Source organism: Caballeronia jiangsuensis (genome assembly GCF_046030135.1).
Classification (GTDB): domain Bacteria; phylum Pseudomonadota; class Gammaproteobacteria; order Burkholderiales; family Burkholderiaceae; genus Caballeronia; species Caballeronia jiangsuensis.
In genome coordinates, this window is record NZ_JAQQDB010000021.1 from 1 (window position 1) to 26,956 (window position 26,956).

At 64.6% G+C, this 26,956-nt stretch carries 23 protein-coding genes; 10 read left to right on the forward strand and 13 right to left on the reverse strand.

Annotated elements, in window-relative coordinates; genetic code table 11:
- Positions 1 to 462 precede the first annotated feature (462 nt).
- The 8 genes from PQR08_RS21820 to PQR08_RS21855 all read right to left on the reverse strand — a co-directional run bounded on the left by PQR08_RS21820 (position 463) and on the right by PQR08_RS21855 (position 8,777).
- Positions 463 to 1,464 carry an ABC transporter permease gene (locus PQR08_RS21820; protein WP_035502068.1) on the reverse strand — a complete coding sequence of 334 codons (1,002 nt, stop codon included), beginning with the start codon at positions 1,462 to 1,464 and terminating at the stop codon, positions 463 to 465.
- On the reverse strand, positions 1,461 to 2,975 hold the full coding sequence (locus PQR08_RS21825; protein WP_313761196.1) for a sugar ABC transporter ATP-binding protein: 1,515 nt from the start codon (positions 2,973 to 2,975) through the stop codon (positions 1,461 to 1,463). Before PQR08_RS21825 ends, PQR08_RS21820 begins: the two co-directional genes overlap by 4 nt.
- Positions 2,976 to 3,034: 59 nt before the next feature.
- Complete coding sequence (locus PQR08_RS21830) at positions 3,035 to 4,150, reverse strand: sugar ABC transporter substrate-binding protein (protein ID WP_187608397.1); 1,116 nt, start codon at positions 4,148 to 4,150, stop codon at positions 3,035 to 3,037.
- A gap of 73 nt (positions 4,151 to 4,223) precedes the next feature.
- Positions 4,224 to 4,895: an L-fuculose-phosphate aldolase gene (locus PQR08_RS21835; protein ID WP_250485820.1), complete on the reverse strand. Its 672-nt coding sequence runs from the start codon at positions 4,893 to 4,895 to the stop codon at positions 4,224 to 4,226.
- Complete coding sequence (gene mtnA, locus PQR08_RS21840; protein ID WP_250485819.1) at positions 4,892 to 5,971, reverse strand: S-methyl-5-thioribose-1-phosphate isomerase; 1,080 nt, start codon at positions 5,969 to 5,971, stop codon at positions 4,892 to 4,894. Before mtnA ends, PQR08_RS21835 begins: the two co-directional genes overlap by 4 nt.
- An 11-nt stretch (positions 5,972 to 5,982) precedes the next feature.
- Positions 5,983 to 7,248, reverse strand: coding sequence for an S-methyl-5-thioribose kinase (gene mtnK / locus PQR08_RS21845; protein ID WP_250485818.1), 1,266 nt, complete (start codon positions 7,246 to 7,248; stop codon positions 5,983 to 5,985).
- Positions 7,249 to 7,268: 20 nt separating this feature from the next.
- Positions 7,269 to 7,964, reverse strand: a complete 696-nt coding sequence (locus PQR08_RS21850) for a GntR family transcriptional regulator (protein ID WP_238289916.1) — start codon at positions 7,962 to 7,964, stop codon at positions 7,269 to 7,271.
- A gap of 198 nt (positions 7,965 to 8,162) precedes the next feature.
- Positions 8,163 to 8,777 (reverse strand): DJ-1/PfpI family protein, encoded by a 615-nt coding sequence (locus PQR08_RS21855; RefSeq protein ID WP_250485817.1) that lies wholly within the window; start codon positions 8,775 to 8,777, stop codon positions 8,163 to 8,165.
- Between the two features lie 82 nt (positions 8,778 to 8,859).
- On the opposite strand from PQR08_RS21855, the gene PQR08_RS21860 reads away from it, so the two are divergent.
- Positions 8,860 to 10,200: an aminotransferase-like domain-containing protein gene (locus PQR08_RS21860; protein ID WP_250485816.1), complete on the forward strand. Its 1,341-nt coding sequence runs from the start codon at positions 8,860 to 8,862 to the stop codon at positions 10,198 to 10,200.
- Between the two features lie 4 nt (positions 10,201 to 10,204).
- Here PQR08_RS21860 and PQR08_RS21865 read toward each other — a convergent pair whose 3' ends face one another.
- Positions 10,205 to 11,056 carry a LysR family transcriptional regulator gene (locus PQR08_RS21865; RefSeq protein WP_250485815.1) on the reverse strand — a complete coding sequence of 284 codons (852 nt, stop codon included), beginning with the start codon at positions 11,054 to 11,056 and terminating at the stop codon, positions 10,205 to 10,207.
- A 107-nt stretch (positions 11,057 to 11,163) separates the two neighbouring features.
- Between PQR08_RS21865 and PQR08_RS21870 the strand changes: the two genes are divergently transcribed.
- The 3 genes from PQR08_RS21870 to PQR08_RS21880 are packed head-to-tail and all read left to right on the forward strand — an operon-like array spanning position 11,164 to position 14,846.
- A complete protein-coding gene (locus tag PQR08_RS21870) occupies positions 11,164 to 12,042 on the forward strand; it encodes an SDR family oxidoreductase (RefSeq protein WP_250485814.1) in 879 nt (292 codons plus the stop codon).
- Complete coding sequence (locus PQR08_RS21875; RefSeq protein WP_250485813.1) at positions 12,014 to 12,406, forward strand: hypothetical protein; 393 nt, start codon at positions 12,014 to 12,016, stop codon at positions 12,404 to 12,406. Before PQR08_RS21870 ends, PQR08_RS21875 begins: the two co-directional genes overlap by 29 nt.
- Entirely contained in the window at positions 12,351 to 14,846 is a 2,496-nt protein-coding gene (locus PQR08_RS21880) for a hybrid sensor histidine kinase/response regulator (protein WP_250485812.1), read from the forward strand. Before PQR08_RS21875 ends, PQR08_RS21880 begins: the two co-directional genes overlap by 56 nt.
- On the opposite strand, the gene PQR08_RS21885 is transcribed toward PQR08_RS21880, so the two are convergent.
- The gene (locus PQR08_RS21885) at positions 14,788 to 16,728 is read right to left on the reverse strand and encodes a CaiB/BaiF CoA-transferase family protein (protein ID WP_250485811.1); all 1,941 of its coding nucleotides are present in this window, start codon (positions 16,726 to 16,728) and stop codon (positions 14,788 to 14,790) included. The two genes, PQR08_RS21880 and PQR08_RS21885, sit on opposite strands and share 59 nt — an antisense overlap.
- A gap of 62 nt (positions 16,729 to 16,790) precedes the next feature.
- Here PQR08_RS21885 and PQR08_RS21890 point away from each other — a divergent pair, with 62 nt between their 5' ends.
- On the forward strand, positions 16,791 to 17,690 hold the full coding sequence (locus tag PQR08_RS21890; protein WP_238210651.1) for a LysR substrate-binding domain-containing protein: 900 nt from the start codon (positions 16,791 to 16,793) through the stop codon (positions 17,688 to 17,690).
- A 677-nt stretch (positions 17,691 to 18,367) separates the two neighbouring features.
- Here the strand turns inward: PQR08_RS21890 and PQR08_RS21895 are convergent.
- Entirely contained in the window at positions 18,368 to 19,171 is an 804-nt protein-coding gene (locus PQR08_RS21895) for an enoyl-CoA hydratase/isomerase family protein (RefSeq protein ID WP_250485810.1), read from the reverse strand.
- Between the two features lie 16 nt (positions 19,172 to 19,187).
- Positions 19,188 to 19,943: an SDR family NAD(P)-dependent oxidoreductase gene (locus PQR08_RS21900; RefSeq protein ID WP_250485809.1), complete on the reverse strand. Its 756-nt coding sequence runs from the start codon at positions 19,941 to 19,943 to the stop codon at positions 19,188 to 19,190.
- Between the two features lie 201 nt (positions 19,944 to 20,144).
- Between PQR08_RS21900 and PQR08_RS21905 the strand changes: the two genes are divergently transcribed.
- Both PQR08_RS21905 and PQR08_RS21910 read left to right on the forward strand, forming a co-directional pair.
- Complete coding sequence (locus tag PQR08_RS21905) at positions 20,145 to 21,446, forward strand: MFS transporter (RefSeq protein ID WP_250485808.1); 1,302 nt, start codon at positions 20,145 to 20,147, stop codon at positions 21,444 to 21,446.
- 33 nt (positions 21,447 to 21,479) lie between these two features.
- A complete protein-coding gene (locus PQR08_RS21910) occupies positions 21,480 to 22,652 on the forward strand; it encodes a thiolase family protein (protein WP_250485807.1) in 1,173 nt (390 codons plus the stop codon).
- On the opposite strand, the gene PQR08_RS21915 is transcribed toward PQR08_RS21910, so the two are convergent.
- A complete protein-coding gene (locus PQR08_RS21915) occupies positions 22,633 to 23,412 on the reverse strand; it encodes a DeoR/GlpR family DNA-binding transcription regulator (protein WP_238289814.1) in 780 nt (259 codons plus the stop codon). The genes PQR08_RS21910 and PQR08_RS21915 overlap by 20 nt on opposite strands.
- Before the next feature lie 233 nt (positions 23,413 to 23,645).
- Between PQR08_RS21915 and PQR08_RS21920 the strand changes: the two genes are divergently transcribed.
- From PQR08_RS21920 to pdxA, 3 genes are read left to right on the forward strand one after another with little or no spacing between them, the layout of a single operon-like run.
- Entirely contained in the window at positions 23,646 to 24,644 is a 999-nt protein-coding gene (locus PQR08_RS21920) for a 2-keto-3-deoxygluconate permease (RefSeq protein ID WP_238289812.1), read from the forward strand.
- Positions 24,641 to 25,924: a four-carbon acid sugar kinase family protein gene (locus PQR08_RS21925; protein ID WP_250485805.1), complete on the forward strand. Its 1,284-nt coding sequence runs from the start codon at positions 24,641 to 24,643 to the stop codon at positions 25,922 to 25,924. Before PQR08_RS21920 ends, PQR08_RS21925 begins: the two co-directional genes overlap by 4 nt.
- Complete coding sequence (gene pdxA, locus PQR08_RS21930) at positions 25,921 to 26,922, forward strand: 4-hydroxythreonine-4-phosphate dehydrogenase PdxA (RefSeq protein ID WP_250485804.1); 1,002 nt, start codon at positions 25,921 to 25,923, stop codon at positions 26,920 to 26,922. The genes PQR08_RS21925 and pdxA overlap by 4 nt, the downstream gene beginning before the upstream one ends.
- Positions 26,923 to 26,956 lie beyond the last annotated feature (34 nt).

Below are 26,956 nucleotides of genomic sequence, written 5' to 3' on the forward strand. Positions count from 1 at the left end.
ACAGGCCCAATCGGGCTTGGCTCGCGCACGGTCTGACACATCGCACCGCTTGCGTCACTGGTTCAGCACCAAATGGCTCCAGCCCGCTTCGCGGCCGACCGGTCAATCGGGTTTGCATGTGCTTCTTTGCTGATGCTTCCATCTTTTCTCGACGGTTTCCCTCGCATACCCAACGGCAGCGCGTAGCGCTGTGCCGAAGCTCTTTGGTGCTGAACCAGCGCGCTAAAACGTCTAGCTCGTCAGACCGTGCGCGAGCCAAGCCCGATAAGTCCTTCGAGGGCGACACTTAGGCGAGAGCCACCGCGGGCCGGCAAGCATGGCCAACGTGCGTGTGACCGCGGGCCTAAGCGAGCTGCTTTCTTTGGTTACTTTCTTTGCAGCAGCAAAGAAAGTGACCCCCGCCCCGGGGAGGGGCAGTGCTAATAGACCGACACGAAAGCAGGATTTCATAGAAGAAAGAGCTCAAACCTTCCTCCGCTGACTGAGCGCATCGAGCAACACGGCGGCGAAGATGACACCACCTTGAATGAACTGAGTCCAGAAGGGGTTCACGCCGAGCAGCGAAAGACCGACGTTGATGACGCCAATAAGCACCACGCCAATGAACGTACCGACAATCGACCCACGCCCCCCCGCCAGCGAAGTCCCCCCAATGACAATAGCCGCGATAACCTGCAACTCCAGCCCATTAGCCGCCGAAGGCAAGGCGGAATTCAGCCGCCCGGCGAGCACGATCCCGGCGATCGCCGCCGTAACGCCCGCAAGCATGTAAGTAAAAAACACCACACGCCTAACAGGAATGCCAGCAAGCCGCGCCGCTTCCTGATTCCCGCCGACGGCAAACACCTGATGCCCGAACGTCGTCTTGCGCAACAACACATGCCCGGCGACGAACACGACCAACATGACGATCATCGGCATCGGCAGACCCGCGACGGTCTTCGCACCGAACATCGTGAACGCGTTGGGAAAATCGAACTTCGTGCGGCCATCGGAAATGGCGAGCGTGAGGCCGCGCGCCATCGCCATCGCAGCCAGCGTGACGATGAAGGGCACGAGCCTGAGCCACGAAATCACGAGCCCGTTGAGCGCGCCCGCGAATGCGCCCACCGCGAGCGCGACGCCTAGCCCCGCCACGCCCAAACCGACCGCGCCCGGACTCGACCCTGCCATCACGGTCGCCGCCACCATGCCGCTCAACGCGACGAGCGAGCCGACCGACAGGTCGATGCCCGATGTGATGATGACGAACGTGCCGCCCACCGCCGCAATGCCCACCACGGACACCTGCACCATGATGTTCGTGAGCGTGCTCGTGGTGAGAAACTCGGGCGATGCGATCGACAACGCAATACAGATGATGACGAGCGCCGCGAACAAAGGCCCGATGCCGCTCCTCAATTGACGGATCACGCGGCGCGACAGCGCCTCCGTATCCGAACGATCGGCTGCCGTGGAGGTCATGCGCCTGCTCCTGTCGTTGCCCACTGAATGACCGTTTCCGAATCCGCCTTGTCGCGCGCGATCTCGGTCACGATGCTGCCGCGATACATCACCAGCACGCGATCCGACATGCCGAGCAACTCCGGCAGCTCCGAACTCACCATCACGACGGCCGCGCCCGCGCGCGCCATCGTCACCATGTGCGCGTAGATTTCCGACTTCGCGCCCACGTCGATACCGCGCGTCGGTTCATCGAGCATGATGACGACCGGACTCGTCGCGGTCGCGCGGCCTAAGATGACCTTCTGCTGATTGCCGCCCGAAAGCGTCCCCGTGATCTGCAACATCGACGACGCACGCACGCCGAAGCGCGCACTCGCATCCTGCGCGAGCTTGCGCTTCTTCGCGCGGCTCACGAAGCCGCCGCTCGCCAGCGCCTTCAGGCTCGACAACGCAATGTTCTCTTCGATGTTCGCTTCCAGCACGAGCCCTTCGAGCTTGCGATCCTCCGACGTATAAACGAGCCCGTGACGCACGCCCTGCGTCGGCGAATGATTGGCGATCTTCCTGCCCTTCACGAGAAGCTCGCCATTCGTCACCGGCAGCGCGCCGAAGATCGTCTTCAGCAATTCCGTGCGCCCCGCGCCCGCGATGCCCGCAATGCCCACTATCTCGCCCGCGCGCACCGAAAAGCTCGCATTGCGCAAGAGCGGCGCGCTCGCGAGATTGCGCACTTCGAGCACGACCGGACCATAGTCGCGCGGCTCCCACGGATAGAACGATTCGAGATTGCGCGCGACCATCGCCTGCACGAGATCCGCCTCGGTCCATTCGGACATCGGGCGCGCGCCGACGGTCGCGCCATCGCGCATCACGACAGCCGAATCCGCCAGCTCGAACACCTCTTCCAGATGATGCGAGATGAAGATGATGCCCATGCCTTCCGCGCGCAGCCGCCGCACCACCGCGTACAGATTGGCGATGTCATGGCTTTGCAGCGCGGCGGTCGGTTCGTCCATCACGAGAATGCGCGCATCGCGCGCGATCGCCTTCGCCACTTCGACGAGTTGCCGCTTGTTCAACGGCAGATCGCCGAGCCGCATCCACGGCGGCACGTTGTCGAGGCCGACGCGCGCCAGTGCCTCGCGCGCCATCGTGTTGGCGTCGCGCATTCTCACGAAGCCGTTGCGCGACGGCATGCGGCCGAGGAACAGGTTCTCCGCGACCGTCATGTCGTTGACGAGCGAAAGCTCCTGATAGATGACGGCCACGCCCGCATCGATCGCCGCATGGGTGCCGCGCGCGAGCGGCATGCCGTCGATGTCGATCGTGCCTTCGTCGGGTTCATACGCGCCCGACAGCACCTTCACGAGCGACGACTTGCCCGCGCCGTTCTCGCCGACGATCGCCACCACATGTCCCGCGTGCAGGTCGAGACTCACGCCGCGCAGCGCCTTCACGCCGGGAAAGCTCTTCACGATGCCCTGCATGCGCAACAACGGCGCTTCGGTTTCCACGTTCATGTCGTGCATTCCGTGTGCATTCCGTATGCGGGCCGCGCGTCGCTGGAACGCGCGGCCGCCGGTTGCCCTTACTGCTTCACTTCCTCGGACCACAGGCCGTACTTCTTCACCTCATCCGAATCGATGTTCGATTTGTCGATGAGCATCGTCGGCCATGCGTAGTTCGCGGGCACGTCCTTCTTCGCGTTGTAGTCCGCGATGAACTGCAGCGACTTCGCCGCCATCTGGATCGGGTTCTGCGAGATCGTCGCGTCCTGCTTGCCCGCGCGGATCGCGGAGAGCGCCTGCGCGGTGCCGTCGGCACCGATCACGAGAATATGCTCCTTGTCGCCGAGCGGCTTGTAACGGCCCGCGTTGTCGATGGCCTTTTCCGCGCCCACGGTGTTGTCGTCGTTCGCGCCGAAGACCGCATCGATCTGCGGATATTTCTGCAGGATGCTCGTCATCGCGTTGAGCGACTTCTCCTGATCGAACGCGCCTTCCTGACGCGCGACCACCTTGATGTTCGGGTACTTCGCGATCTCTTCGCTGAAGCCCTTTTCGCGGTCCGTCGCAGCCGTCGTGCCGACAAGACCGATCAGATCGACGACGTTGCCCTTCTCCTCGCCATAGCGCTTCTTCAGTTGCTCGGCAATCCACTTCGCGCCCGTCTGCCCGAGCGCGACGTTATCCGACGCGACGAACGACGTGACCTTGCCGCCATCCGAGCCGCGATCCAGCGTGAAGACCGGAATGTTCATCGAGTTGGCTTTTTCGACCGCGGGAATGATCGCCTTCGAATCGATCGGATTGAGCACGAGCGCGGTCACGCCCTGGCTCAGCAGGTTGATCGCATCGTTGACCTGCTGTTGCGCATCGCCGTTCGCATTGGTCTGCACGAGATCGAAGCCCTGATCCTTCGAGCCGCGCTCGACGCCCGCCTTCAGTCCGACGAAGAACGCGTTGTTCAAGGTCGCGATCGAGAAACCGATCTTGGGCTTGCCGCCCGCGGCAGTTGCGGCCGGCGCGCTCGCCGGAGCGCTTGCCGGTGCGCTCGCGCTCGCCGCCGAACTCGTGCTGCTCGTCGACGACGAGTTGTCGCTCTTCGAGCATCCGCTCAACGCGGCCGCCGCGCATAGCAATACGGCGCCGCTCGATTTGCCGAACGTTCCCCAACTGTCGAATCTTGCCGAACTCCAGGCCATGGCTGTCTCCGTTGTACGAGTTGTTCAATGCGATTTTTCGCTTCGATGAGGCTTCGCTTCCCGCCCACGCGTTTCAGCGATCCTCCGTGTTGCGCCTGCCGTAAGTCTTGAACTTCTCCAGCACTTCATCCATCTGTTCATCGGAAAGCAGGGGCGGCGCGCCGATCTGCAACGCCAGCAGATACTGCTTCGCCAGCACTTCCACTTCATGCGCGAGCCACACGGCGCGCGCGAGGTCCGCGCCGAGCGCGATCACGCCGTGATGCGCGAGCAGACACGCGCGGCGATCGTCGAGCGCGGCGAGCGCATGATCGGACAACTGCTGGCTGCCGAAGACCGCATACGGCGCGCAGCGTATCGACTTGCCGCCCGCCGCCGCGACCATGTAATGCAGCGCGGGAATATCGCGTCCATGAATGGCGAGCGCGGTCGCCGCGATCGAATGGGTATGCACGACGGCGTTGATATCGTCGCGTGCACGCAGGATGTCGCGATGAATGCGCCATTCCGACGACGGCCGCTCCATGCGCAGAAGCTCGGCATCGTCTGTGATGTCGAGCGGCAGCCACACGATCTGCTTCTCGTCGAGCTCGCGCGCGCTCACGCCGCTCGGCGTGATCAGCAAGCCTTCGCGATATCGCGCGCTCACGTTGCCCGACGTGCCCTGATTGATGCCGAGCCGCTCCATCTCCAGCGACGTCGCGACGATCGCGCGGCGCAGCGCGCTTTCATCGGCCGCGATCATGCGGCGTTCCCCTCTGCGGCGAACAGCGTTCTGAGCGAGCGTTCGAACGGCGCATGCACGATGCCGCGCTCCGTGACGAAGCCGCTGACGAGCGCATGCGGCGTGACATCGAACGCGGGGTTGCGCGCCTTGATTGCATCGGGCGCGATGCGTCGTCCTGCCAGATGCGTGACTTCTTCGGCATCGCGCTCCTCGATCTCGATGCGCGAACCGCTCGGCGTCTCTAGATCGAGCGTCGATGAAGGACAGGCGACATAGAACGGAATACCGTAGTGATGCGCGGCGATGGCGAGCCCCAGCGTGCCGATCTTGTTGGCGAAGTCGCCATTCGCGGCGACGCGGTCCGTCCCGACGATGACCATATCCACGAGCCCTTGCGACATGATCGACGCGGCGGCGCTGTCCATGATGAGCGTGACATCGACGCCCGCCTGCTGCAATTCGAACGCCGTGAGACGCGCGCCCTGCAGAAGCGGACGCGTTTCATCGGCATAGACCTTGAACGCGATGCCCGCGCGATGCGCCGCATAGATCGGCGCAGTGGCGGTGCCGATGCCGGTCGTCGCGAGCGCGCCCGCATTGCAGTGCGTGAGCACGCCGCATCCTTCGCGAATGAGCGGCATGCCATGCTCGCCGATGCCTTCGCACAGCGCCCGATCTTCTTCGTGTATCCGCTTCGCTTCTTCGACGAGCGCTTCGTAGAGCGTTGCGGCATCGTTCGTATCGACATCGCGTGAATGACGCAGCATGCGCCGCACGCCCCAGCTCAGGTTGACCGCCGTAGGCCGCGCCGTTTCGAGCCAGTTCGCGTGGCGTTCCAGCTCCGCGCGAAACTGCGCGACGGGCAGCGCGGTCGATCCGCGCATCGCGATGCAAAGCCCATACGCCGCCGCGACGCCGATCGCCGGTGCGCCGCGCACGCGCAACTCGCGAATGGCGCGCCAAACCGCTTTCTCATCGGCGACGTTCTCCACCACGATCTCATGCGGCAAACGCGTCTGATCGAGCAGCAGCAGATCGCCGTCGCGCCATTCGATCGTCGGCGGAAGCGTCGTGAACAAGGGCTGCGAAGCCATGAGGTCTCCTGTCACATCGTCGCGATGTCGCGCTGAATCTCGCGCGCGAGCGTCGCCACCTGTTCGATATCGCCGAGCGTGGCGCGCTCGACGAGCAGCGCTTCCGCGCAACGCAGACAGCGCACTTCGATATTCGCCCGCACTTGCGCATCCGGAATGCGCGTGATCTCCGCGACCTTCGCCATGCCGACGATGCGTCGAATCATCTTGCAGCCCGCGAAGCCGAGCGTATCGGCCAGGAGACGCCGCATGAAGTGCGCGCGATACGCCGTGAGCGCGCGGCTTTCCGCGTCCGCGCCGATGAAACGCCGCTTGCTGCGGCTCTCGTTGTCGCGCCATAGCTCGACGAATTGCGCGCTGAAACCGTTCCAGATGCGCACCATCTGTTCGAGCAGCCATTCCTGATACGCAACGGGATCGCGCCCGTCGATGCGTCCGTGCCAGTCGCGCGAGAAGAACGCGAGCAGCAGATTCGCGATCACCGCACCGACATCGAAGCCCATCGGTCCATAGAACGCGAACTCGGGATCGATCACGAAGGTCTCGTCTTCGTTGACCATGATCGAGCCGGTATGCAGGTCGCCGTGCAGCAAGGTCTCGGCGTGGTTCATGAAGGCCCACTTCATGTCGGCCGCCGCGATGCGCAATGGCTCGTGCGTTCTCAGCCTTTCGATTGCGCCCTTGGGCAACGCGGGGCTATAGACGTTCGACGGATGATCCTCGAACGGAAACGTGAACACGAGGTCCTCGGTGATCTTGCACAGTTCCCAGTTGACCGCCGCGCTCGCCGCGTGCTTCTTGATATCGGGCGCGAGAAAGAGATCGGAGCCGTAGAAAAGCGTGTGCGCGAGATAGGTCGAAAGATGATCCGCGAGACGCGGATACATCGCGCCATCCATCAGACCTTGCCGCAGGATGCGATGCGACGCGAGGTGCTGCATCACCACGAGAAAGCGCTTGCTGTCCGCGTGATAAACCTTCGGCACATGCCGCGGACACAGTGCGCCGAAGCGCCGCAACGCAGCGACTTCGTGCTCCATGCGCTGACACGAAAGCGGCCACGTCTTGCCGACGAGCCGCAGAAACGGCGGCGCCTGCTTGACGACGACGCTGCGCCCGGGCGCCTTCGCATTCGTCACGAAGTACACGTAGTTCAGATTGCCGTCCCCGACTTCGACGACGTCGAGATCGTCGGGATCGCCCAGCAGCGCGCGCACATCGGGCACGTCGCCGAGATAGGCGGCGAGCTCCTGCGCGGTGAAAGCTTCAAACTCCATCGGTATGTCTCCTCCGATGTTCAGCGACGCTTGCGCACCAGATCGAACTTGAAGATGCTCGTGTTGTAGTAGTCGTTGCTATAGCAAAGCGGCTCGCCGCTCTGATCGAAATCCACTTCGTCCAGCAGCAGAAAGAGGCCGAAGCCGTCGCCCAGTTCCGGCAGGTCGCGCGGCGTGAGAATGGTCGGCTGTATCGACGTATGCGTATGCGACAGCCGCCGCCCCGTGCGCGCGAACATGCCGAAGAGCGACTCGCCAAGCTCGCCCTCGGCGGCATCGAACACGTGCTTCGGAATCGTGTCGATGCAATACGCGGCGATGGCGTCGTCCGCGCGCCGCACGCGCTCGATTCTCACGCACGGATCGCCGCGCGCGATGGCGAGCTTTTCCGCGAGACTCTCCGAAGCCGCGACGGTCTCCATCTGAATACGGCTCGTCGACGGCACCGCGCCCACGCTGCGAATCATGTCCGTCACCGACATCAGATCATCGAGCCCGCCGTGCAGCTTCAGCGAAATTTGTCTGATGAAGGTGCCCTTGCCTTGCTGACGCGACAACAAGCCATGCGAGATCATCTGCGCGACGGCTTCGCGCAGGCTGGAACGGCCGACGCCGAGCAGCTCGCAAAGCTCTATTTCAGTGGGAATCTGATCGCCGGGCTTGAGCTTGCGCTCGCGGATCATGGTGAGAAGCGACTCCTGAATCTTGTCGCTCATCGATCGCTCGACGCTCAGGCGCATGAGGGTCTCTGGGATGGCAGTCCCTGAAATATACATCAGACGTCTGATGTTTCTGTAAGGACTTTCCCGAAGCGTTTAATGCTTTATGCGAGGGCTTTTCTTTATGCGGGTGCAGCACGAATGCGCCCGTCGCGCGCATCGCGACGGGCTTTGCAGTGCACTATTTTCTCGTCTTTACGCGAGCGTGGCGGCGTCGATAAAAGGCGTGATGTTTTTCATCGCGCGCTCGACGTAGATATCTTTTTCGCCGACAGGCGCGACGTAATGCATCGCACTGCGCGCCGCCTCGATGCCTTCGAGCCGCGCGATCACCCACGCCGCCAGATACTGGGATGCAAGGCATCCGCCCGCGGTCGCAACGTTGCCATTCGCGACGAAGGGTTGATCGAGCGTGCGCACGCCCGCTTCCTCGACCCAGGGCTTCGTCGTCACGTCCGTGCAGGCGGGCACGTCCCGAAGCAGGCCGAGCTTCGCGAGAATGAGCGTGCCGGAGCATTGCGCGCCGAGCAACTGGCGCGAGGGATCGAGCCTGATGCGCGCCATCAGCGACGCGTCGGCGACGACCTGGCGCGTCAGCCTGCCACTGCCGACGATCACGGCATCGGCGTTCGCGGCATCGTCGAGCGTGGCTTGCGCCTTCAGCACGACGCCGTTCATCGAACGCACTTCTTCCGATGGCGACGCGATCGACACCTTCCAGTCCGGCTTCTTCACGCGATTGAGAATGCCGAGCGCGATCAGCGAATCCAGTTCGTTGAAGCCCTCGAAGGTGAGAATGGCGATATGCATGTTGTGCTCCTTTCAGCGCATGGGTTGCATGTGCCCATGCTACGGCCCAGAATGAATACAATCAAAAAATTGTCATGAATACATGCCGAAACCGCCGCGCTACAAACAGATCGTCGACCGATTCGTCGAGGACATTCGGTCCGGTCGTCTGAAAGCAGGCACACGCCTGCCGACGCATCGTGAGCTTGCCGCGCGCGAGGGACTCGGCATCGTCACCGCGACGCGTGTCTATGCCGAGTTGAACGCGATGGGTCTCGTCAGCGGCGAAACGGGACGCGGCACCTTCGTGAAGGAGACGACGCTCTCGCGTGAGCTCGGCATCGATCAGGTCGCCATCGCCGCGGATACGGTCGATCTGAACTTCAACTATCCCGCGCTGGCCGGTCAGGCGGAGTTGTTGCGCAATGCGTTGCGGCAGTTGTCATCGGCGGGCGATCTCGAAGCGCTGTTGCGTTACCAGCCGCACGGCGGACGCGCGCGCGACCGGGCGACGGTCTCGCGTCATCTCGCGCGCCGTGGGCTCGATGTGGACGGGGATCGCGTCATGCTCGTCGATGGCGCGCAACATGGTCTCGCCACGACCGTGATGGCGCTGCTCAAGCCCGGCGACGTGGTCGCCGTCGATAGCCTTACCTATCCCGGATTCAAGCTGCTGGCCGAGGCGCATCGGCTCGAACTCGCGCCGCTGCCGGCGTCGGGCGCGGGCCCCGATCCCGACGCGCTCGATGCGCTATGCAAGCGGCGACGCGTGCGCGCCATCTACACGATGCCGACGCTGCACAATCCGCTCGGCTGGGTGATGACGGCGACGCGGCGCAGGCAACTGGCATCGCTTGCGCGCAGGCATGGCTTCTTCATCATTGAAGATGCCGCCTACGCCTTTCTCGCCGACGACGCTCCGCCGCCGCTTGCCGCGATCGCGCCCGAACTCACGGTGTACGTCTCGGGATTTTCGAAGAACGTGGCGACGGGTTTGCGCGTCGGCTATGTGGTCGCGCCGCTCGAATGGGTGCCGAAGATCGAGCGCGCTATCAGAGTGACGACGTGGAACACGCCCGGCGTGATGACGGCGATCGCGTGCGGCTGGCTCGAAGATGGCACGGTCGACAGGCTCGAAGCGGAGAAGCGTGCGGATGCGTCGGCGCGGCAGGTCATCGCGGCGAGCGCGTTGGGACGTTTGAAGCGCGTCGCGCATCCTGCGTCGTATTTCGTGTGGCTGCCGATGCCCGAGGAAGTACGCGCGGACCGTATCGCGGCGGCGCTGATGGAAGAGCGCATTTCGGTGTCGCTGGCCGAGCCGTTCTGTACCGCGGTGCAGGTGCCGCACGCGTTGCGGCTGGCGCTGGGATCGGTGGATGCGGGAACGTTGAGGGAAGCGTTGGGGAAGGTCAGAGAGATCGTCGAAGCGCACATCGACATATGACCACTCACGCCGCGCTTTGCAGCATGTCCAGAAACGCGCGCACTTTCGCACTCAGCAAACGCCGCGAACTGTAGAGCGCCCAGATTTCGACGGGCGGTCCCGCATCCAGGCCGAGCGCGACGAGCCGTCCCGCGGCGATCTCCGGCTCGACCAGCAAGCCCGGCAACAACGCCGCGCCCGCGCCTTCGAGCACCGCCTCGCGCGCCATCAGCAACGACGACAGGCGCAGCACCGGTTCGGGCGTGATCGTGCGCTCGCGGCCGTCGTCGCCCTGAATCCGCCATGCCACGCTGTCCGCACGCGCGAGCACGACGGCAGGCAAGGAAGATGCGTTGTCGTCGATCGTGAAGCCGCGCGCCGCGACCAGCACGCGCCGGTCGGTCGCAATGCGGCGTCCCACGAGAAGCTCGTCGGCATCGGGATTGATGCGGATGACGAGGTCGTAGCCGTCCTGCACCGGATCCGCGACACGATCTTCGGAGACGATCTCCAGCTCGACCTGCGGATACGCCGACGCGAAACGCGACGCGATGCGCGGCAACACGACGTGCGCGAACACGATCGGCGCACTCACGCGAAGGCGTCCGCGCGGCACGGGCGCGCGCGAGCGAATCGCTTCGGCGGCGTCGTCGATGTCGGCGAGCAGGCCGCGCGTGCGTTCGTGCAGCGCGCGGCCTTCCTCGGTCAGCCGCAGCATGCGCGAGCCGCGCTCGATGAGCCGCACGTCGAGACTTTGCTCCAGCTCCGCGACGCGTCGCGAGAGCGTGGCTTTCGGGCGGCCCGTGTTGCGCGCGGCGGGTCCGAAACCGCCGTGGAGCGCGACGGCGTTGAAATCGGTGAGTGCGGTGAGGTCCATTATTTTCGTTCCATCAGCGAGACGAAGCGTCTCGAATCATGGTCTTTCGGCTCGAAAGCGGAACGTCTATCGTAGGTGCTGTACTCAACGTATCCAAGGAGATCGACATGACTATTCTCGTGACGGGCAGCACCGGCGTGATCGGCACACAGGTTCTCGACCATCTGAAGGACAGCGGCGCGAACGTGCGCGCACTGACGCGTTCGCCGGAGCGCGCGAACTTTGCAGCGGGCGTGACGCCGGTCAAAGGCGATCTGAGCGAAATCGGCACATTGCGTGAAGCGATGAAGGACATCGACACACTCTTTCTGCTCGCGCCCAACGCCGCCGACGAGCTGACTCAGGCGCTGCAGGCGATGAGCATCGCGCGCGAGGCGGGCGTGAAGGGCATCGTGTATCTGTCGGTGTTCAAGGGCGATGTCTACACGGACGTGCCGCACTTCACCAGCAAGCACACGGTCGAGCGCATGATCGAGGATTGCGATCTGCCCGCGACGATCCTGCGCCCCGCGTACTTCATGCAGAACGACATCCGCCTGAAGGATGCGCTGCTGCATCACGGCGTGTATGGCATGCCGATCGGCGCCAAAGGCATTTCGATGGTGGATGTGCGCGATATCGGCGATGCCGCCGCGCGCGAACTGCTGCGCCGCGAACGCAGCGAAGCGCCCTTGCCGCGCGAAACTTATGAACTCGCCGGCCCCGACGCGCTGACGGCCGACAGCATCACGGCAATCTGGCGCGACGCGCTGCAACGCGAGATCCGCTACGGCGGCGACGATCTCGACGCCCTCGAAGCGCGCATGAAAGGCGCGGGCCCGGAATGGCTCGCCTACGACATGCGTCTCATGATGCAGCGCTATCAGCAGGACGGAGCCGTGGCTTCACCGGAGGAAATCGCACGCCTGACTTCGCTGCTCGGCCGACCGCCGCGCACATATCGCGATTTTGCCGCCGATGCCGCGCGCGAATGGATCACGCAATGACTCGACGTTAAAGCGAATTGAAAATGCCGGGCTCGATACAACGAAGCCGAAGTTACCGAAGCCCGGCGCGACACGCGAAATTCATACTCACGATATTAATCCGTACGACCAGCGCATATTTACGGCACACGCCGCCAACCTCAACGGCGGCGGCCTTGTCCGCGCATCCGGCAAAATCCACCTTCAAAAATCCCCGAAATGGCAAACGATTGCCGCTATATTTATGCTTCAATTGACGCGATTATCCGTCTTGCAAACCCCGATGCCTCCGCGATTCATCGTCGCGATCCATCGATTGGAAATAACCTATGCGGACTCAACACGAGGCGTCGAGCCCGGAAAATATTATCAAGGTGGAACATGAGCGTCTGGCGCATTTCCAGCGATGGTTCGCCACATTTGCGAGCCTCGCCCATGCGCGGCTTCCGCTGCCCGCCTATCTGCAAAAAGTCACCGACACGCTGAGAGAAGTCGCGGGCGTCGGGTCCGCCGTGGTGGAGTGGATCGAGGGCGAATCGCTCGTCTATCGCGCGGCGAGCGGTGCGGCGGCGGCGCACATCGGCGTGCGCCTGCCTACTGCCGGCAGCCTGTCGGGCCTTTGCATCACGCGCCAGCAGGCGCTCATCTGCCGCAATTCGGCGACCGACCATCGCGTCGACCGTGCCGCGTGCGAGGCGGTCGGCGCCGTGTCGATGGTCGTCGCGCCCGTCGTCTACGAAGGCCGCTCGGTCGCGGTGCTGAAGCTCATTTCCGGCGAAGTCGATCATTTCGGGCAAGCCGACATCAGCATTCTCGATGCGTTTTGCGCGTGCATCGCGGAGACCATCGCGCGCGAGGACATCGCGCAGGAAAACCGCAAGCTCTTGAAGGAAAACGCCAGCGTGTCGGCGGATCTCTCCGTCGAGTCGTCGCTGCGCATCGAGTACGAGAAAAAGCTCGCCGACGCCATGCGCCGCCGTCAGACCGTGCTCGACAACGCGCATGTCGCTTTCGTGTCGATGGACGAGGCGGGCATGGTCGTCGACTGGAACGAGGCCGCCGTGCTGCTCTTCGGCTGGAAGCGCGAAGAAGTGGCGGGCCGCGAACTCGCGTCGCATATCATGCCCGAGCGCTTTCGCGACGCGCATCGCGGTGGTCTCACGCGCTATCTCGCGACGGGCGAGGCGCGCATGATCAACCGGCGTTTCGAGCTGCCCGCGCTGCGCCGCGACGGCAGCGAGTTCGCCGCCGAGCTGACGATCAGCGAAGTCTGGTACGAAGGCCAGCGCCAGTTCGCGTGCTTCGTGCACGACGTCACCGACCGGCACGTCGCGACCGAGGCGAACGAGCGCCTGCGCCTGCTCATCGACTCGGTGAGCGACTATGCGATCTGCATGGTCGACCAGAACGGCTACGTGCGCTCGTGGAACGACGGCGCGCGCGCGATCTACGGCTTCACGGCGGCCGAAGCGATCGGCCGGCACTTCGCGCTCTTCTACACGTCCGACGAACACGGCCGCGACCGTCCCGGCGACGACCTCGCGCTCGCCGCCCGACGCGGCCGCGTCGAGCACGAAGACTGGCACGTGCGCAAGGACGGCTCCGAGTTCTGGGCGCACGTCATGCTGAGCGCGCTGCCCGGCGGCAACGGCGGCGAGCAGAGCTTCGTCAAGATCACGCGCGATATGACCGCGCGGCGGCGTCTCGAGGAACTGGAAGCGTCGAGCCGGCGCATGAACGAGTTTCTCGCGCTGCTCGGCCACGAACTGCGCAATCCGCTCGCGCCGATCCGCAACGCGGTGAGCATTCTCAAACTCAAGGCGTGCGACGATGCCGAGGTGACGCGCAGCCGTCAGATCGTCGATCGTCAGCTCGCGCATCTGACGAGGCTCGTCGATGATCTGCTCGAAGCCGGGCGCGTCAGCTCGGGCAAGATTCGCCTGACGACCGCGACCGTCGATATCGCCGATGTCGTGCATCTGAGCGTCGAGGCGAGCCAGCCGCTCTGCGACGAGCGCGCGCAACGCATCGACGTGAAGGCGAACGGCCAGCGGCTTTTCGTCAACGGCGATCCGACGCGGCTCGTGCAGGCGCTCAACAACCTGCTCAACAACGCGTCGAAGTTCAGCCCGCCGAACTCGACGATCACGCTCGAAGTCGGCCCGCGCGGCGGCTCGGTGCTGGTGCGCGTGACCGACGAAGGCCGCGGCATTTCCTCCGAAGCGCTCGGCACCGTGTTCGATCTCTTCGTACAGGAGCATCCGCCGGGCGCGCATCCGGACGAAGGCGGGCTCGGCATCGGCCTCACGCTCGTGCGCGCGATCGCGGAACTGCACGGCGGCCATGTCGAGGCGAAGAGCGGCGGCGCGGGACGAGGCAGCGCGTTTTCGCTCTGGCTGCCGCTCGCCGAGCCGCCCGCGAACGGCGCGCCGGCTGACGGAACACCGTCCGTCGTGGCGAGCCGTCAGCTCGACGTGCTCGTCGTCGATGACAACCGCGATTCCGCCGACAGCATGACGCTGCTCGTGGATATGCTCGGCCATCACGCGCGCGCCGCCTACGACGGACCGGGCGCGCTCGATTCATTCGAAGCGCATCGCCCGCAGGTCGTGCTGCTCGATCTGTCGATGCCCGGCATGACGGGCTTCGACGTGATCCGCCGTATGCGTGACGATGGCAATCGCGTGATCGTCGCGGCGATGACCGGCCTCGGTTCCGACGAAGACATCGCCCGCACGCGCGCCGCCGGCTTCGATGCGCATCTCGTCAAGCCGGTCGATCTTCCGGAACTGGAGCGCGTGCTGGCGCTGGCGGCGCGCGTCTGACGATTTCGGGCGCGCCGGGAACCGCACGCACCCGCGCGGGCGTTTTAGCGAGTCGATAAGGCACCTTCAGCACCGGCCAGAACGCGCCGTTCGCGTCGCGGGCGACGGAGAGGACATCGGCGAGGAAGTCGCTGTCGTCGAGCAGTTCGTCCACGCGCATCACCGGCACGGCTTGCGCGATGCTGCGAGCCGCCGCGATTTTCGGCTGCGTGATGCAGCGCGCGCGCTCGGTGTCGGAGACATCGCCTTCGATCCAGATATGGCCGTCGAGGCAGGCGAGCGTCTGTCCGCGCGACGCGCCCTTGCCCGCCGCGAACAACGCGCACCACGCGGCGACGTCCTGCATCGAAATTTCGATGAAGGTGCCCGCGTCCTCCGACGGCATTGCGAGCCGCGCGACGATCGCGAAAAGCGCGGCCTGTCCGCCGAGAATGTCCGCGGCCGATGCGCCGATTTTCACCGGCGCGCCATCGCTTTTCGTGAGATCCATGAGGCCGCCCATCGCCTGAATGACGGTGTCGAACGCCGGCCGCGACGGATACGCCGACGCGATGCCGAAGCCCGATATCGAACAATAGACGAGGCGCGGATTGATCGCGCCGAGCGTCTCGCGCGTGAAGCCGAGCTTCGCGAGCGCGCCGGGACGCAGATTTTCGACGAGCACGTCGGCGTCTTCGAGCAGCGTGCGCAGATGGGCGCGATCGGCTTCGTGCTTGAGATCGAGCGCGATCGTCTGCTTGTCGGTGTTGTTGAGCGCGAAGAAATAGCTGGTGCCGCCCTGCCCCGGCGTCCACGAACGCGCGACCTCGCCGTCGGGCGGCTCGATTTTCACGACCTCGGCGCCGAGCGCCGCGAGATGCTTGCCGACGAGCGGCGCCGTAGTGTACTGGCCGATCTCGATCACCCTGACGCCCGCGAGCGGCGCGGTGTCGCCGTCGCGCTTGCGTATTTCCGGCTTCGCGACGACGGGCGTGTCGCTCAACGCAGACGTTTCGAAGATCGAGACCTGCCGATAGGTTTGCCCATCGATGCCGTTCGCTTCGATCAAGCGCGCGGCCTGCGGATGACGCATGCGGAAATTCGCCTCGTCGTGCAGATCCGCGATGCCGACGATCGGCCCCGCCGCCACGCCGATGCGCTCGCAAATGCGCGTGCAGTCTTCCGTGGCGAGCGTCGTCGTCCAGGTTTCGATGAGCGCGTCGAGTTCATCGACATGACCGACGCGATCGGCGAGTGTCGTGAAGCGCGCATCGTCGAGTGCGGGCACGCGCGCTTCCTGCCGCAGCTTGCGCCATTGTTCCTCGGTGCTCGTGCAGATGAGAATCCAGCCGTCTCGCGTGCGATATGCGTTCCATGGCGCGCACGCCGGATGACGATTGCCCACGCGTGCCGCGCTGCGCCCGGCGAACGCGGCGGGAAGGAAGGTCGTGAGCGCGCTCGCGGCGCAACCCATCAGCGTGACATCGATGTTCTGCACGATGCCGCGCAGGCGCTTCACGCGCACCGCCGACGCGATGGCCGCCGCCGCATAGAGCGCAGCCGATATCTCCGTCAGCGCAATGCCGATGCGCGCGGGCGCGCCGTGCGCGAAACCTGTCGTGTCCATGAGGCCGCTCATTGCCTGGATTTGCGCGTCGGTCCACGGCGTGCCGGCGCGCGAGTCTTGCGGGCCTGTCGCGGTGATATCGCACACGATATGCATGCGCGATGCTTTCCAGTCAGCCGCATGATCGACATCCGACGATACGACGATCACGTCGTAATCCACCGAATTCGCCGCTTCGAAATCCACCGAAGCGCCTGCCCGTTCGAGCAGCGTCGCGCACAGCTTCACCGCATCGCGCCCGCCGCAAGCCAGTACCCGCAAATCTTCCAGCATCATCGTCTCCTTCTTTCGTATTTCCACGGCTGGCGCGTCTGCGCCCGCGTTGCTAACATCGTTCGATGCGAACCCTTCCGTCACTCAATGCGCTGCGCGCCTTCGAAGTCTGCGGGCGGCTGCTCAGCATCCAGCTCGCCGCCGACGAGCTGAACGTCACGCCCGCCGCCGTCAGCCGCCAGATCAAGCTTCTGGAAGATCAGCTCGGCGTGCTGCTCTTCGAGCGCGGACATCGTGCGATCACGTTGACGCCGATGGGCTCGCGCTATCTCGCCGACGTGATCCGCAGCTTCGACACCTTGCGCACCGCGACCGTCAATCTCACCGAGGCGAGGAAGCGCCGCACGCTGAAGATTCGCGCTTACACGACCTTCTCGATGAACTGGCTGCTGCCGCGTCTCTCGACGTTCCATCGCGACCATCCGGACATCGAAGTGAGCCTGACTACATCGCTGCAACCGGTCGACTTCAACACCGAGGACGTCGATGCGGCGATTCGTCTGTCGCACGCGCCTTCGTCCGATCTCGGGTTCGACCGGCTTGTGCCGAATGAACTCGTGCCGGTGTGCAGCCCTTCGTTTCTGAGCGCGCATCCCGATCTCAACGATGCGACGCCTGGTTCTCTTCGCCACGTTCCGTTGCTGCATTCGCTCGCGCGCCGCGAAGACTGGGCGAAGTGGCTCGATGCCGCTGGCGTTCATGGCGTGAATCCGCTCGGCGGGCTTAGTTACGAAAGCTCGATCCTCGCGTACTTCGCGGCGACGCAAGGGCATGGCATCGCGATGGCGCAACGTGTGCTCGTTGCGGATCAGTTGAGCGCGGGCTCGCTCGTTATGCCTTTTTCTTTCGTGCTTGATCTTGGGGCTTTTACTTACTACCTCATCTATCCGCCTGCGCATCTTTCTAGTCCTGAGTTTGCGGCGTTTCGTACTTGGTTGCTTTCTACCGGTGAAGCCTCTTCGTGATGGGTTAGTGGTCGTTCGGTCGGGCTTCTATGGAATCCTGATTTCATGTCGGTCTATTTGCTCTGCCCCTCCCCGGGGCGGGGGTCACTTTCTTTGCTGCTGCAAAGAAAGTAACCAAAGAAACAGCTATCCCCAGCCTAAGCACTTCACACCGGCCGCGGCACAGACAATTGGCCTAATGGCCCGGCAGTAGCGAGTGCCCTCGAAGGTCTCGCGGGGCTTGGACCGCGCACGGTCTGACTCATCGCACCACACAAAAAACTGGTTCAGCACCAAATAGCTCCGGCCCGCTTCGCGGCCGACCGGTCCATCGGGTTTGCATGCGCTTCTTTGCTGATGCTTCCATCTTTTCTCGACGGTTTCCCTCGCATACCCAACGGCAGCGCGTAGCGCTGTGCCGAAACTCTTTCGTGCTGAACCAGCGCCCTGAAACGTCTCGGGCGGCAGACCGTGCGCGAGCCAAGCCCGGTTGGGCCTGTGGGGGCGACACTTAGGCGAGTGCCACTTCCGGCTGGCAAGCATGGCCAACGTGCGTGTGACCGCGGGCGATGAGAAGCTGCTTTCTTTGGTTACTTTCTTTGCAGCAGCAAAGAAAGTGACCCCCGCCCCGGGGAGGGGCAGTGCTAATAGACCGACACGAAATCGGGATTCCACGAAAGCCCCCGCAAAAAGCCAAACTACCGCCCCCTATACCGAGGCTTACGCTTCTCGGCAAACGCCTTGCGCCCTTCCACACGATCTTCCGACTCCCTCATCGCGCCCCAGGCGAGTTCAGTAAACTCAAGCGCCTGTGTTAAAGGCACATTCGCACTAGTCTCGATGACCTTCTTGATCATCTGCACCGCGAGCGGTCCATTCGAAGCGATCGTGCGCGCGAGTTCCAGCGCATCGTCCATCAAGGCCTCAGGCTCGCAGATATCCGATATCAATCCAACGCGATACGCATACTCCGCATCAACCTTGGCACCGGTAAAGAGCATCTTCATCGCGATAGCCGACGGCACCGCGCGCTGCAACGCCTGAATGCCGCACACGGCAGGAATGCTCGCGACGACCGCTTCGGGCAAGCCAAAAACCGCACTCCTCGACGCGATACGCAAATCGCACTGCAACGCGAGCTCCAGCCCGCCGCCCAGGCAATAACCGTTGATCGCGCCGATGATCGGCTTGAAGATACGCAACGAGCCAAGCTCCATCAGCCGCACGTAGATGCCTTCGGCGCCCGCGCGATCGATCGACTTCACGAACGACGATCCGAACGATGTCGACGGCGGCAGCGTGCGCTTCAAATCCGCGCCCACGCAGAACGACTTCGCGCCCGCACCGGTGATGACGATCACGCGAACATCATCGTCGTCGCGGGCATCGGCAAGACGCGCGCGCAGTTCGGCGAGCGTGTCGATATCGAGCGCGTTGAGGGCTTCGGGCCGGTCAAGCGTCACGACGGCGACGTGATCGGAGACGGTGTAGCGAATGGTCATGATGTCCTCCCTTCGCTCAGACGCTCGGCGACGACAGCGAGCGCCCGCCGCACACATAAAGCGTCTGCCCGGTGATGTACGACGCCTCGCGCCGCGCGAAAAAGCGCACCGCCTCCGCGATATCCTCCGGCGTGCCGATACGCTGCACCGGCACCGACTTCTTCAGCTTCTCTTGCAACGCCGCGTCGAAAGCCTGAAAGAGCGGCGTATCGACGATGCCCGGCGCGACCGCATTCACCGTGATGCCGTCCTTCGCCCATTCGAGCGCGAGACTGCGCGTGAGACTCACCACGCCGCCCTTCGCCGCCGAATAGTTCGCCTGCCCCACGCCGCCGAGCCACGCACGCGACGAGATGTTCACGATGCGCCCGTGCTTCGCCGCGCTCATGTGCGCAAGCACCGCGCGGCAGCACAGGAATTGCGACTTGAGATTCACGTCGATGACCGCGTCCCAGTCGTCGTCGCTCATGCGCGTGATGCGCTTGTCGCGCACGATGCCCGCATTGTTCACGAGCACGTCGATGCGCCCGTAACGCTCGATCACCGCATCGACCGAGCCGTTCACCGACTCGCTCTTCGTCACATCGACCGGCAGCGCGATCACTTCCGCGCCGGATGCGGCGAGCGTCGTCGCGGCTTCGTCGAGCGCGGCGCGATCGAGATCGAAAAGCGCGATGCGCTTGCCGTCGCGTGCCAGCGTCCGAGCGATACCGAAGCCGATGCCCTTCGCGCCGCCCGTGACGATCGCGACTTCCTGTGATGAAGCATTCATTGCTGTCTCCTTGAACGAATGCCCCGATGCTAGGCCGCTCCATGCCGCGCCTCAAACGACATTTTTTGCGCCGTCGATTGAGTTTTCGTGCGCGCGTTTTCGATTGATAAGAAGTCAATCGAGCACGCAAAAAATGTCGTTTGAGCGCGCGAAAAGCCAAACCTACGATGCGTCCATCACAAACACACACGGAGACGCATCATGGACACCACGCTTCCCAACGTAGCCGAGCCGGCCGCAACGCCGCTCACCGGCGCACAGCGAAAAGCGATCGTCGCGGCGACGCTCGGCACCATCGTCGAGTTCACGGACTGGATCATCTATGCGACGTTCGCGTCGCTGTTCTCGCGGCAGTTCTTTCCGGCGAACAACGCGAGCATCGCGCTGCTCGCGGCCTTCGCCGTGTTCGCGGTCGGCTTCGTGATGCGGCCCATCGGCGGCGCGCTGCTCGGCGCGTATGCCGACCGTCACGGACGCAAGAACGGCCTCGCGCTGTCGGTTGCGCTGATGGCGGGCAGTTCGCTCGTCATCGCGGCGTGTCCGGGCTATGCGTCCATCGGCATCGCGGCGCCGCTCGTGCTCGTCGCCGCGCGGCTCGTGCAGGGTTTCGCGGCCGGCGGCGAGTTCGGCTCCGCATCGACCTTTCTGATGGAATCCGCATCGCCTGCGCGGCGCGGCTTCGCGGGATCGTGGCAACACTTCGCGGTGAACGGCGGCGTGCTCGTGGCGGCGTCGATCGGTGCGCTGCTCACATCGATGATCGATGCGCCCTCAATGGCCGCGTGGGGCTGGCGCATCGCGTTCACGATCGCCGGACTGATGGGCTTCGTCGCGCTGTGGTTTCGCCTGGCCGTTTCCGAAACCGATGCGTTCAAGAAGAACGTCTCGTCGCGTCAGCACATGCGTCATCCGGTCGCGACGATCCTGCGCGAGCATCGGCGCGCCGCGTTGCGCGTGATCGGCATCGCGATGGCGGGCAATCTCTGCGTCTATCTCTGGCTCGTGATGTTCCCGACGCTCGCCCACATGCGCGGCCTGCCGCTGCGCGATGCGTTCAGCGCGAGCGTCGTCTCGATCGTCGTGTCGCTCGTCGCGATTCCGCTGCTCGGCATGTTGTCCGACCGCATCGGCCGCAAGCCGGTGCTGATCGCGTTCGCCGCAGGTTCCGCGCTCTTCGCGTATCCCGCGCTGCACTTTCTCACCAATGACTACTGGAGCGCGACGGTCATCGTCAGCATCGGCATGTTGCTGTCGTCGGGATTCGCCGCGACCTGCGCGACCGTGATGGCCGAGCAGTTCCCCGCGCATGTCCGTGCGACGGGCGTCGCGCTGCCTTACGCGGTCTCCGCCGCGCTCTTCGGCGGCACGCTGCCCACCATCGTCACCGCGATGAACAGCGCCGGTCTCTCGCAATACCTCTGGATCTACGTGGCCGCCGTGTGCGCGGCGAGCTGCATCGTCTATGCGCGCATGCCGGAAACGCGCGGCAAAACGCTGGATTAAGGCTTTCTTTTATCTAATGCAATGGAGACAACCATGCGCAAAGTAGTGATCGGCGGCGTCGGCATGACGCCCTTCGGCAAGTTTCTCGAACGCAATCTGAAGTCGCTCGCGGAAGAAGCAGTGTCGCTCGCGTTGAAGGACGCGCATGTCGGCGTGAACGATGTCGACCGCGTGTTCTTCGGCAACGCGGCGGCGGGCGTCGTCACGGGACAGGAAATGATTCGCGCGCAGTCGTCGCTGCGTAACACCGGGCTCGACGGCAAACCGATGTTCAACATCGAGAACGCCTGCGCGTCCGGCAGCTCGGCGCTGAATCTCGCGTGGCTGTCGGTGGCGTCGGGGCAGGCGGAAACGGCGCTCGTCGTCGGCGTCGAAAAGCTGTCGCACGAAGACAAGGCGGTTTCGTTCGGCGCGTTCGCGAAGGCCGTCGATCTCGATGAGCCGCTGCCCGAAGGCGTGACGACCGGAACCGGCTCGCTCTTCATGGACCTGTACGCCGCGAAGGCGCGCAAGTGGATGGAAAAGACCGGCGCCGAGGCGAGCGATTTCGCACGCGTCGTCGTGAAGAGCCGTCATGCGGGCTCGCTGAATCCGCACGCGCAGTTCCGCAAGGAAACGAGCGTCGAGGAGGTGTTGACGAGCCGCATGGTCAGCGATCCGCTGACGCTCTTCATGTGCTCGTCGATCGGCGACGGCGGCGCGGCCCTGTTCATCTGCTCCGAGGAATTCGCCGCGAAGCACGACATTCGCCCGGTGTACATTCGCGCGAGCTCGATCGTATCGGCGAAAGCGGATGGCTCCGGCGAACTCGTCGCGGTGCGTGCGGCGCGCGCGGCGTATGAGGAAGCGGGCATCGGACCGGAGGATGTGCATGTCGTCGAATTGCACGATGCCTCCGCGCCCGCCGAACTCATTCACTACGAGAACCTCGGTCTGTGCGCACCCGGCGATGCACCGAAGCTGATCCGTTCCGGCGATACCGGCATCGGCGGAAGGATTTCGGTGAATCCGAGCGGCGGCCTGCTGTCGCGCGGGCATCCGGTCGGCGCAACGGGCGTCGCGCAGATCGTCGAACTCACGGAGCAGTTGCGCGGCCGGGCCGGCGCGCGGCAACGTCCGGGCGCGAAGGTCGCGCTCGCGGAGAACAACGGCGGTCAGCTCGCGGGCGATTCGGCCGTCGCGCTGGTCACGATTCTTTCGACGTAAGCTCGGCGCATTCCACCGTCACATTCCCCCGCTCCTCGAAGCGCGCGAGAACCGGCGCTTCGGCCAATGCATCGGTGACGAGCGTCCAGTCGCGCTCCAGCGGCGTCCAGTGCTGCTGGTTCGCGCGTTCGAGCTTGTTGGACGTGACCAGCACGAACACGCTCGCCGCCTGGCCCGCGATGCACTCCTTCAAAAACGCCTGCTCCGCCGTCGCTTCGCAGAGTCCGCGTCCCGCGACGACGCCGTCCGCGCCGAGAAAAGCCTTGTCGAACGTGACGCGCGTGAGCGCCACCTGCGCGATGGGCCCGAGCGTGCTCATGCTCGATGGCCGCACGTCGCCGCCGATCAGCGTCACACGCACGTCCGCCGACGCGAGCACATTGACCGCGAGCAGATTGTTCGTCACGACGTGCACTTCCGAGCGGCCGGCGAGCGCGCGCGCGAGCGCCGCGTTGGTCGTGCCGCCGTCGAGGAAGATCGTGTCGCCGTCCTGCACGTGACGCGCCGCCGCGCGCGCGATCGCTTCCTTTTGCTCGCGAAAACTCTCGCGCCGCGTATCGAGCGATTCTTCCGGCTCGTGCATGCCCACCGATGCCGCGCCGCCATACGTGCGCACGATGCGCCGCTCGTCGGCGAGCGCGCGCAGGTCGCGGCGCACCGTCGCCTCCGACATGCCGAAGTGATCGCACAGCGCGGCGACATCGTTCATGCCGGAGAGCACGGCCCTGAGCATGGCTTCGCGGCGTTTCTCGACTTTCATCCTGTTCCCTGAGTTCTTTTCGGTTCTGACGGCGACGCACAGTGTAGCGAACCGGCCGGGTCCGTCCGATGCTTGCGGTTATTCGAGCGTATCGCGATCGATTTGATCGATTCGATCAGGATAAACACGCACGACGACCGGTTTGCGCAAAACGAACCGGAGGGCTACACTCCGAATTGCCCGGTTCAATCACTTTATGATCGAACCGGGCAGAAACCACTCTGGAGACATGTATGGCTCAGATTCATATCAAGCGCGCCGTCGAGCGCGTGCCCGGCGGCATGATGATCGTCCCGCTTCTGATCGGCTCGCTGATCGCGACGTTCGCGCCGAACATGCCGAAGTTCTTCGGTTCGTTCACGAACGCGCTCTTCACCGGATCGCTGCCGATTCTCGCGGTGTTCTATGTCTGCATGGGCGCAAGCATCGACGTGAAGGCGACGCCCTATCTGCTCAAGAAAGGCGGCGCGCTGTTCGCGACGAAGGTCGGCACGGCGATCGTCGCGGGCATCGTGCTCGGGCATTTCCTCGGCGAGCAGCCGGTCACGTCGGGCCTGTTCGCGGGCATCTCGACGCTGGCTGTCGTCGCCGCGATGAACGACACCAACGGCGGCCTCTACATGGCGCTGATGGGCCAGTACGGCCGCTCGGAAGACGTCGGCGCATACACGATCATGTCGCTCGAATCCGGCCCGTTCCTGACGATGGTCACGCTCGGCGTCGCGGGCCTCTCGGCGTTTCCTTGGCCGACGCTCGTCGGCAGCATTCTGCCGCTCGCGGTCGGCATGCTGCTCGGCAATCTGGATCGCGAGATGCGCGAGTTTCTCGGCCGCGCCGTCCCGGTGATGATTCCGTTCTTCGCGCTGGCGCTCGGCGCGAGCCTCGATCTGCACAAGGTCTGGCAAGCCGGTCTGCTCGGCATCGGCCTGGGCTTCGCGGTCGTCGTCGTGACGGGCATTCCGCTGTACTTCGCGGATCGTCTGACGGGCGGCACGGGCGTGGCGGGCGCGGCGGCGGCGAACACGGCGGGTAACGCGGCCGCCGTTCCGGCGCTGATCGCGGCGGCCAATCCGGTTTATGCCGACGCGGCGAAGTCCGCGACGCTGCTCGTCGCGGCATGCGTGGTCGTGACGGCGATCGTGTCGCCGATCCTGACGGCGTCGATTGCAAAACGCGTGAACGCGCGGCTCGATGCGCGTTCGTCGTCGAAGACACGCGAGGCCACGCAATGAAGAGCTTGCTGATCGTCGCCGACGATCTGTCGGGCGCGGCCGATTGCGCGATCCCCTTCGCGGCGGCCGGCCTGCAAACCGTCGTCTCGCTCGATGCGGATGCATCGCACGCGAACGCGACGGTCATCGCCGCCGACACCGACACGCGACGCCTCACGCCCGCCGACGCCGCGAAGCGCACGGCGAGCGCATGGCAGACGCTGCGCGCGCCGGGCCGGCGTCTCTACAAGAAGATCGATTCGACCTTGCGCGGCAACTGGACCGCCGAAGTCGCGGCGCTGACGCGCATCGCCGGACCGGCGATCGTCACCCCCGCGTTCCCCGCGACGGGCCGCACGGTGCGCGATGGCCGCGTGTTCGTGCGCGGCGTGCCGCTCGAAGACACCGAAACGTGGCAACTCGAAAACGCCGGGCAGAACGCGGGATTGCGCGGAATGCTCGACATGGTGGGCCTGCGCGTTGCGCATGTGTCGCTGGATTCGTTTCGCGCCTCGCCGCAGGATGTCGCCGCGATGGTCGCGTCGGCGGCGGCATCGGCGCATGGCATCGACGCGATCATCGTCGATGCCGAAACCGGCGACGATCTCGCCGCGCTCGCACGCGTGACCGCGTCGATCGACGCGCCGTTTTTCTGGGTCGGCTCGGGCGGGCTCGCGCGCGAACTGGCCGCGTTGCCCGATCTCTTCGATGCCGATGCTTCTCCGCATCCGGCAAGCTTGATTGACCCGGCGCAAGGCCCGATCCTCGCGCTCGTCGGCAGCCTCTCCGCGATTTCCGAGCGTCAATGCGCGCTGCTGCGCGCCGAAGCCGGCGTGCGCGAAATGATCGTGCCGCCCGCCGTGTTGCGCGATGGCGCGCGTCATCCGCAATGGCTCGCGTGGCATGAACGGATCGGCGATTCGGTGCGCGACAGGCAGGACGCGATCGTGCGCATCGGCCGCGACGACGCGTTCGATCCCGCCGAAGGCGCGCTGCTCTCGAACGCGCTCGCGGCGCTCGTCGCGCCTCACTTCGACGCGCTCGGCGGACTGATCGCGACCGGCGGCGAAACCGCCCGCGCGATCCTCGCCGCCGCGAACGTCGGCAGCCTCGAACTCGTGCGCGAAATCGAAGCGGGTGTCGCGCTCGGCCGGCCATCGGGCGGCAAAGGCCCCTCGATCGTCACGAAAGCGGGCGCGTTCGGCAGCGAGCACGCACTGCTCGGCGCTTACCTTCATTTGCGCGGCGCGGATATTCCCATCGCGCGCCAGCACACGACATCACCAGACGAAAGATCATGAACAACACTCTCCCCGTTATCGGCATCACGATGGGCGACGCGAGCGGCGTAGGCCCGGAAGTCGTCGTCAAGAGCCTCGCGCACGATGCCGTTTATCAGCAGTGCCGTCCGCTCGTGATCGGCGATGCGCGCCGTCTCGAGCGCGCCAACGCACTCGTCGGCGGCAAGGCGAAGGTGCGGCGCATCGCGGATGCGACCGAAGCGCGTTATGAGCCGGGCGTGATCGACTGCATCGATCTCGGCCTGATTCCCGACGATCTGCCCTTCGGCGAACTGTCCGCCGTCGCGGGGGATGCGGCGTATCAGTACATCGCGCGCGCCGTTGAGCTGGCGCAGGCGCATCAGATCGACGCGATCTGCACCGCGCCGCTCAACAAGGAAGCGCTGCACGCGGGCGGCCACAAGTTTCCCGGCCACACGGAGATGCTCGCGCATCTGACGGGCGTCGACGAAGTGTCGATGATGCTCGTCGCACCGCAGTTGCGCGTGATTCACGTGACGACGCACATCGGCATCATCGATGCGATCCGCAAGATCGAGCCGGGTCTCGTGCAGCGCACGATCGAACGCGGCAACGCGACGCTCGTGAAGGCGGGCATCGAGAAGCCGCGCATCGGCGTGTGCGGGATCAATCCGCATGCGGGCGAGAACGGGCTGTTCGGCTATGGCGAGGAAGAGGAAAAGATCATTCCGGCCGTGAAAATCCTGCAGGAACGCGGGCTCGATGTGACCGGCCCGCTGCCCGCCGATACGCTCTTCTATCGCGCGGGACGTGGCGACTTCGATCTCGTCGTCGCGATGTATCACGATCAGGGGCACGGTCCCGTGAAGGTGCTCGGCCTCGAAGCGGGCGTGAACGTGACGGTCGGGCTCGATGTGATCCGCACGTCGGTCGATCACGGCACGGCGTTCGATATCGCGGGCAAGGGCATCGCCGATGAAGGCAGCATGCTCGAAGCGCTGCGTCAGGGCGCGGAACTGGCGACGCGGCGCCATTGAATGCGGTTGGCGCGATAATGGGTGCTCCACACGA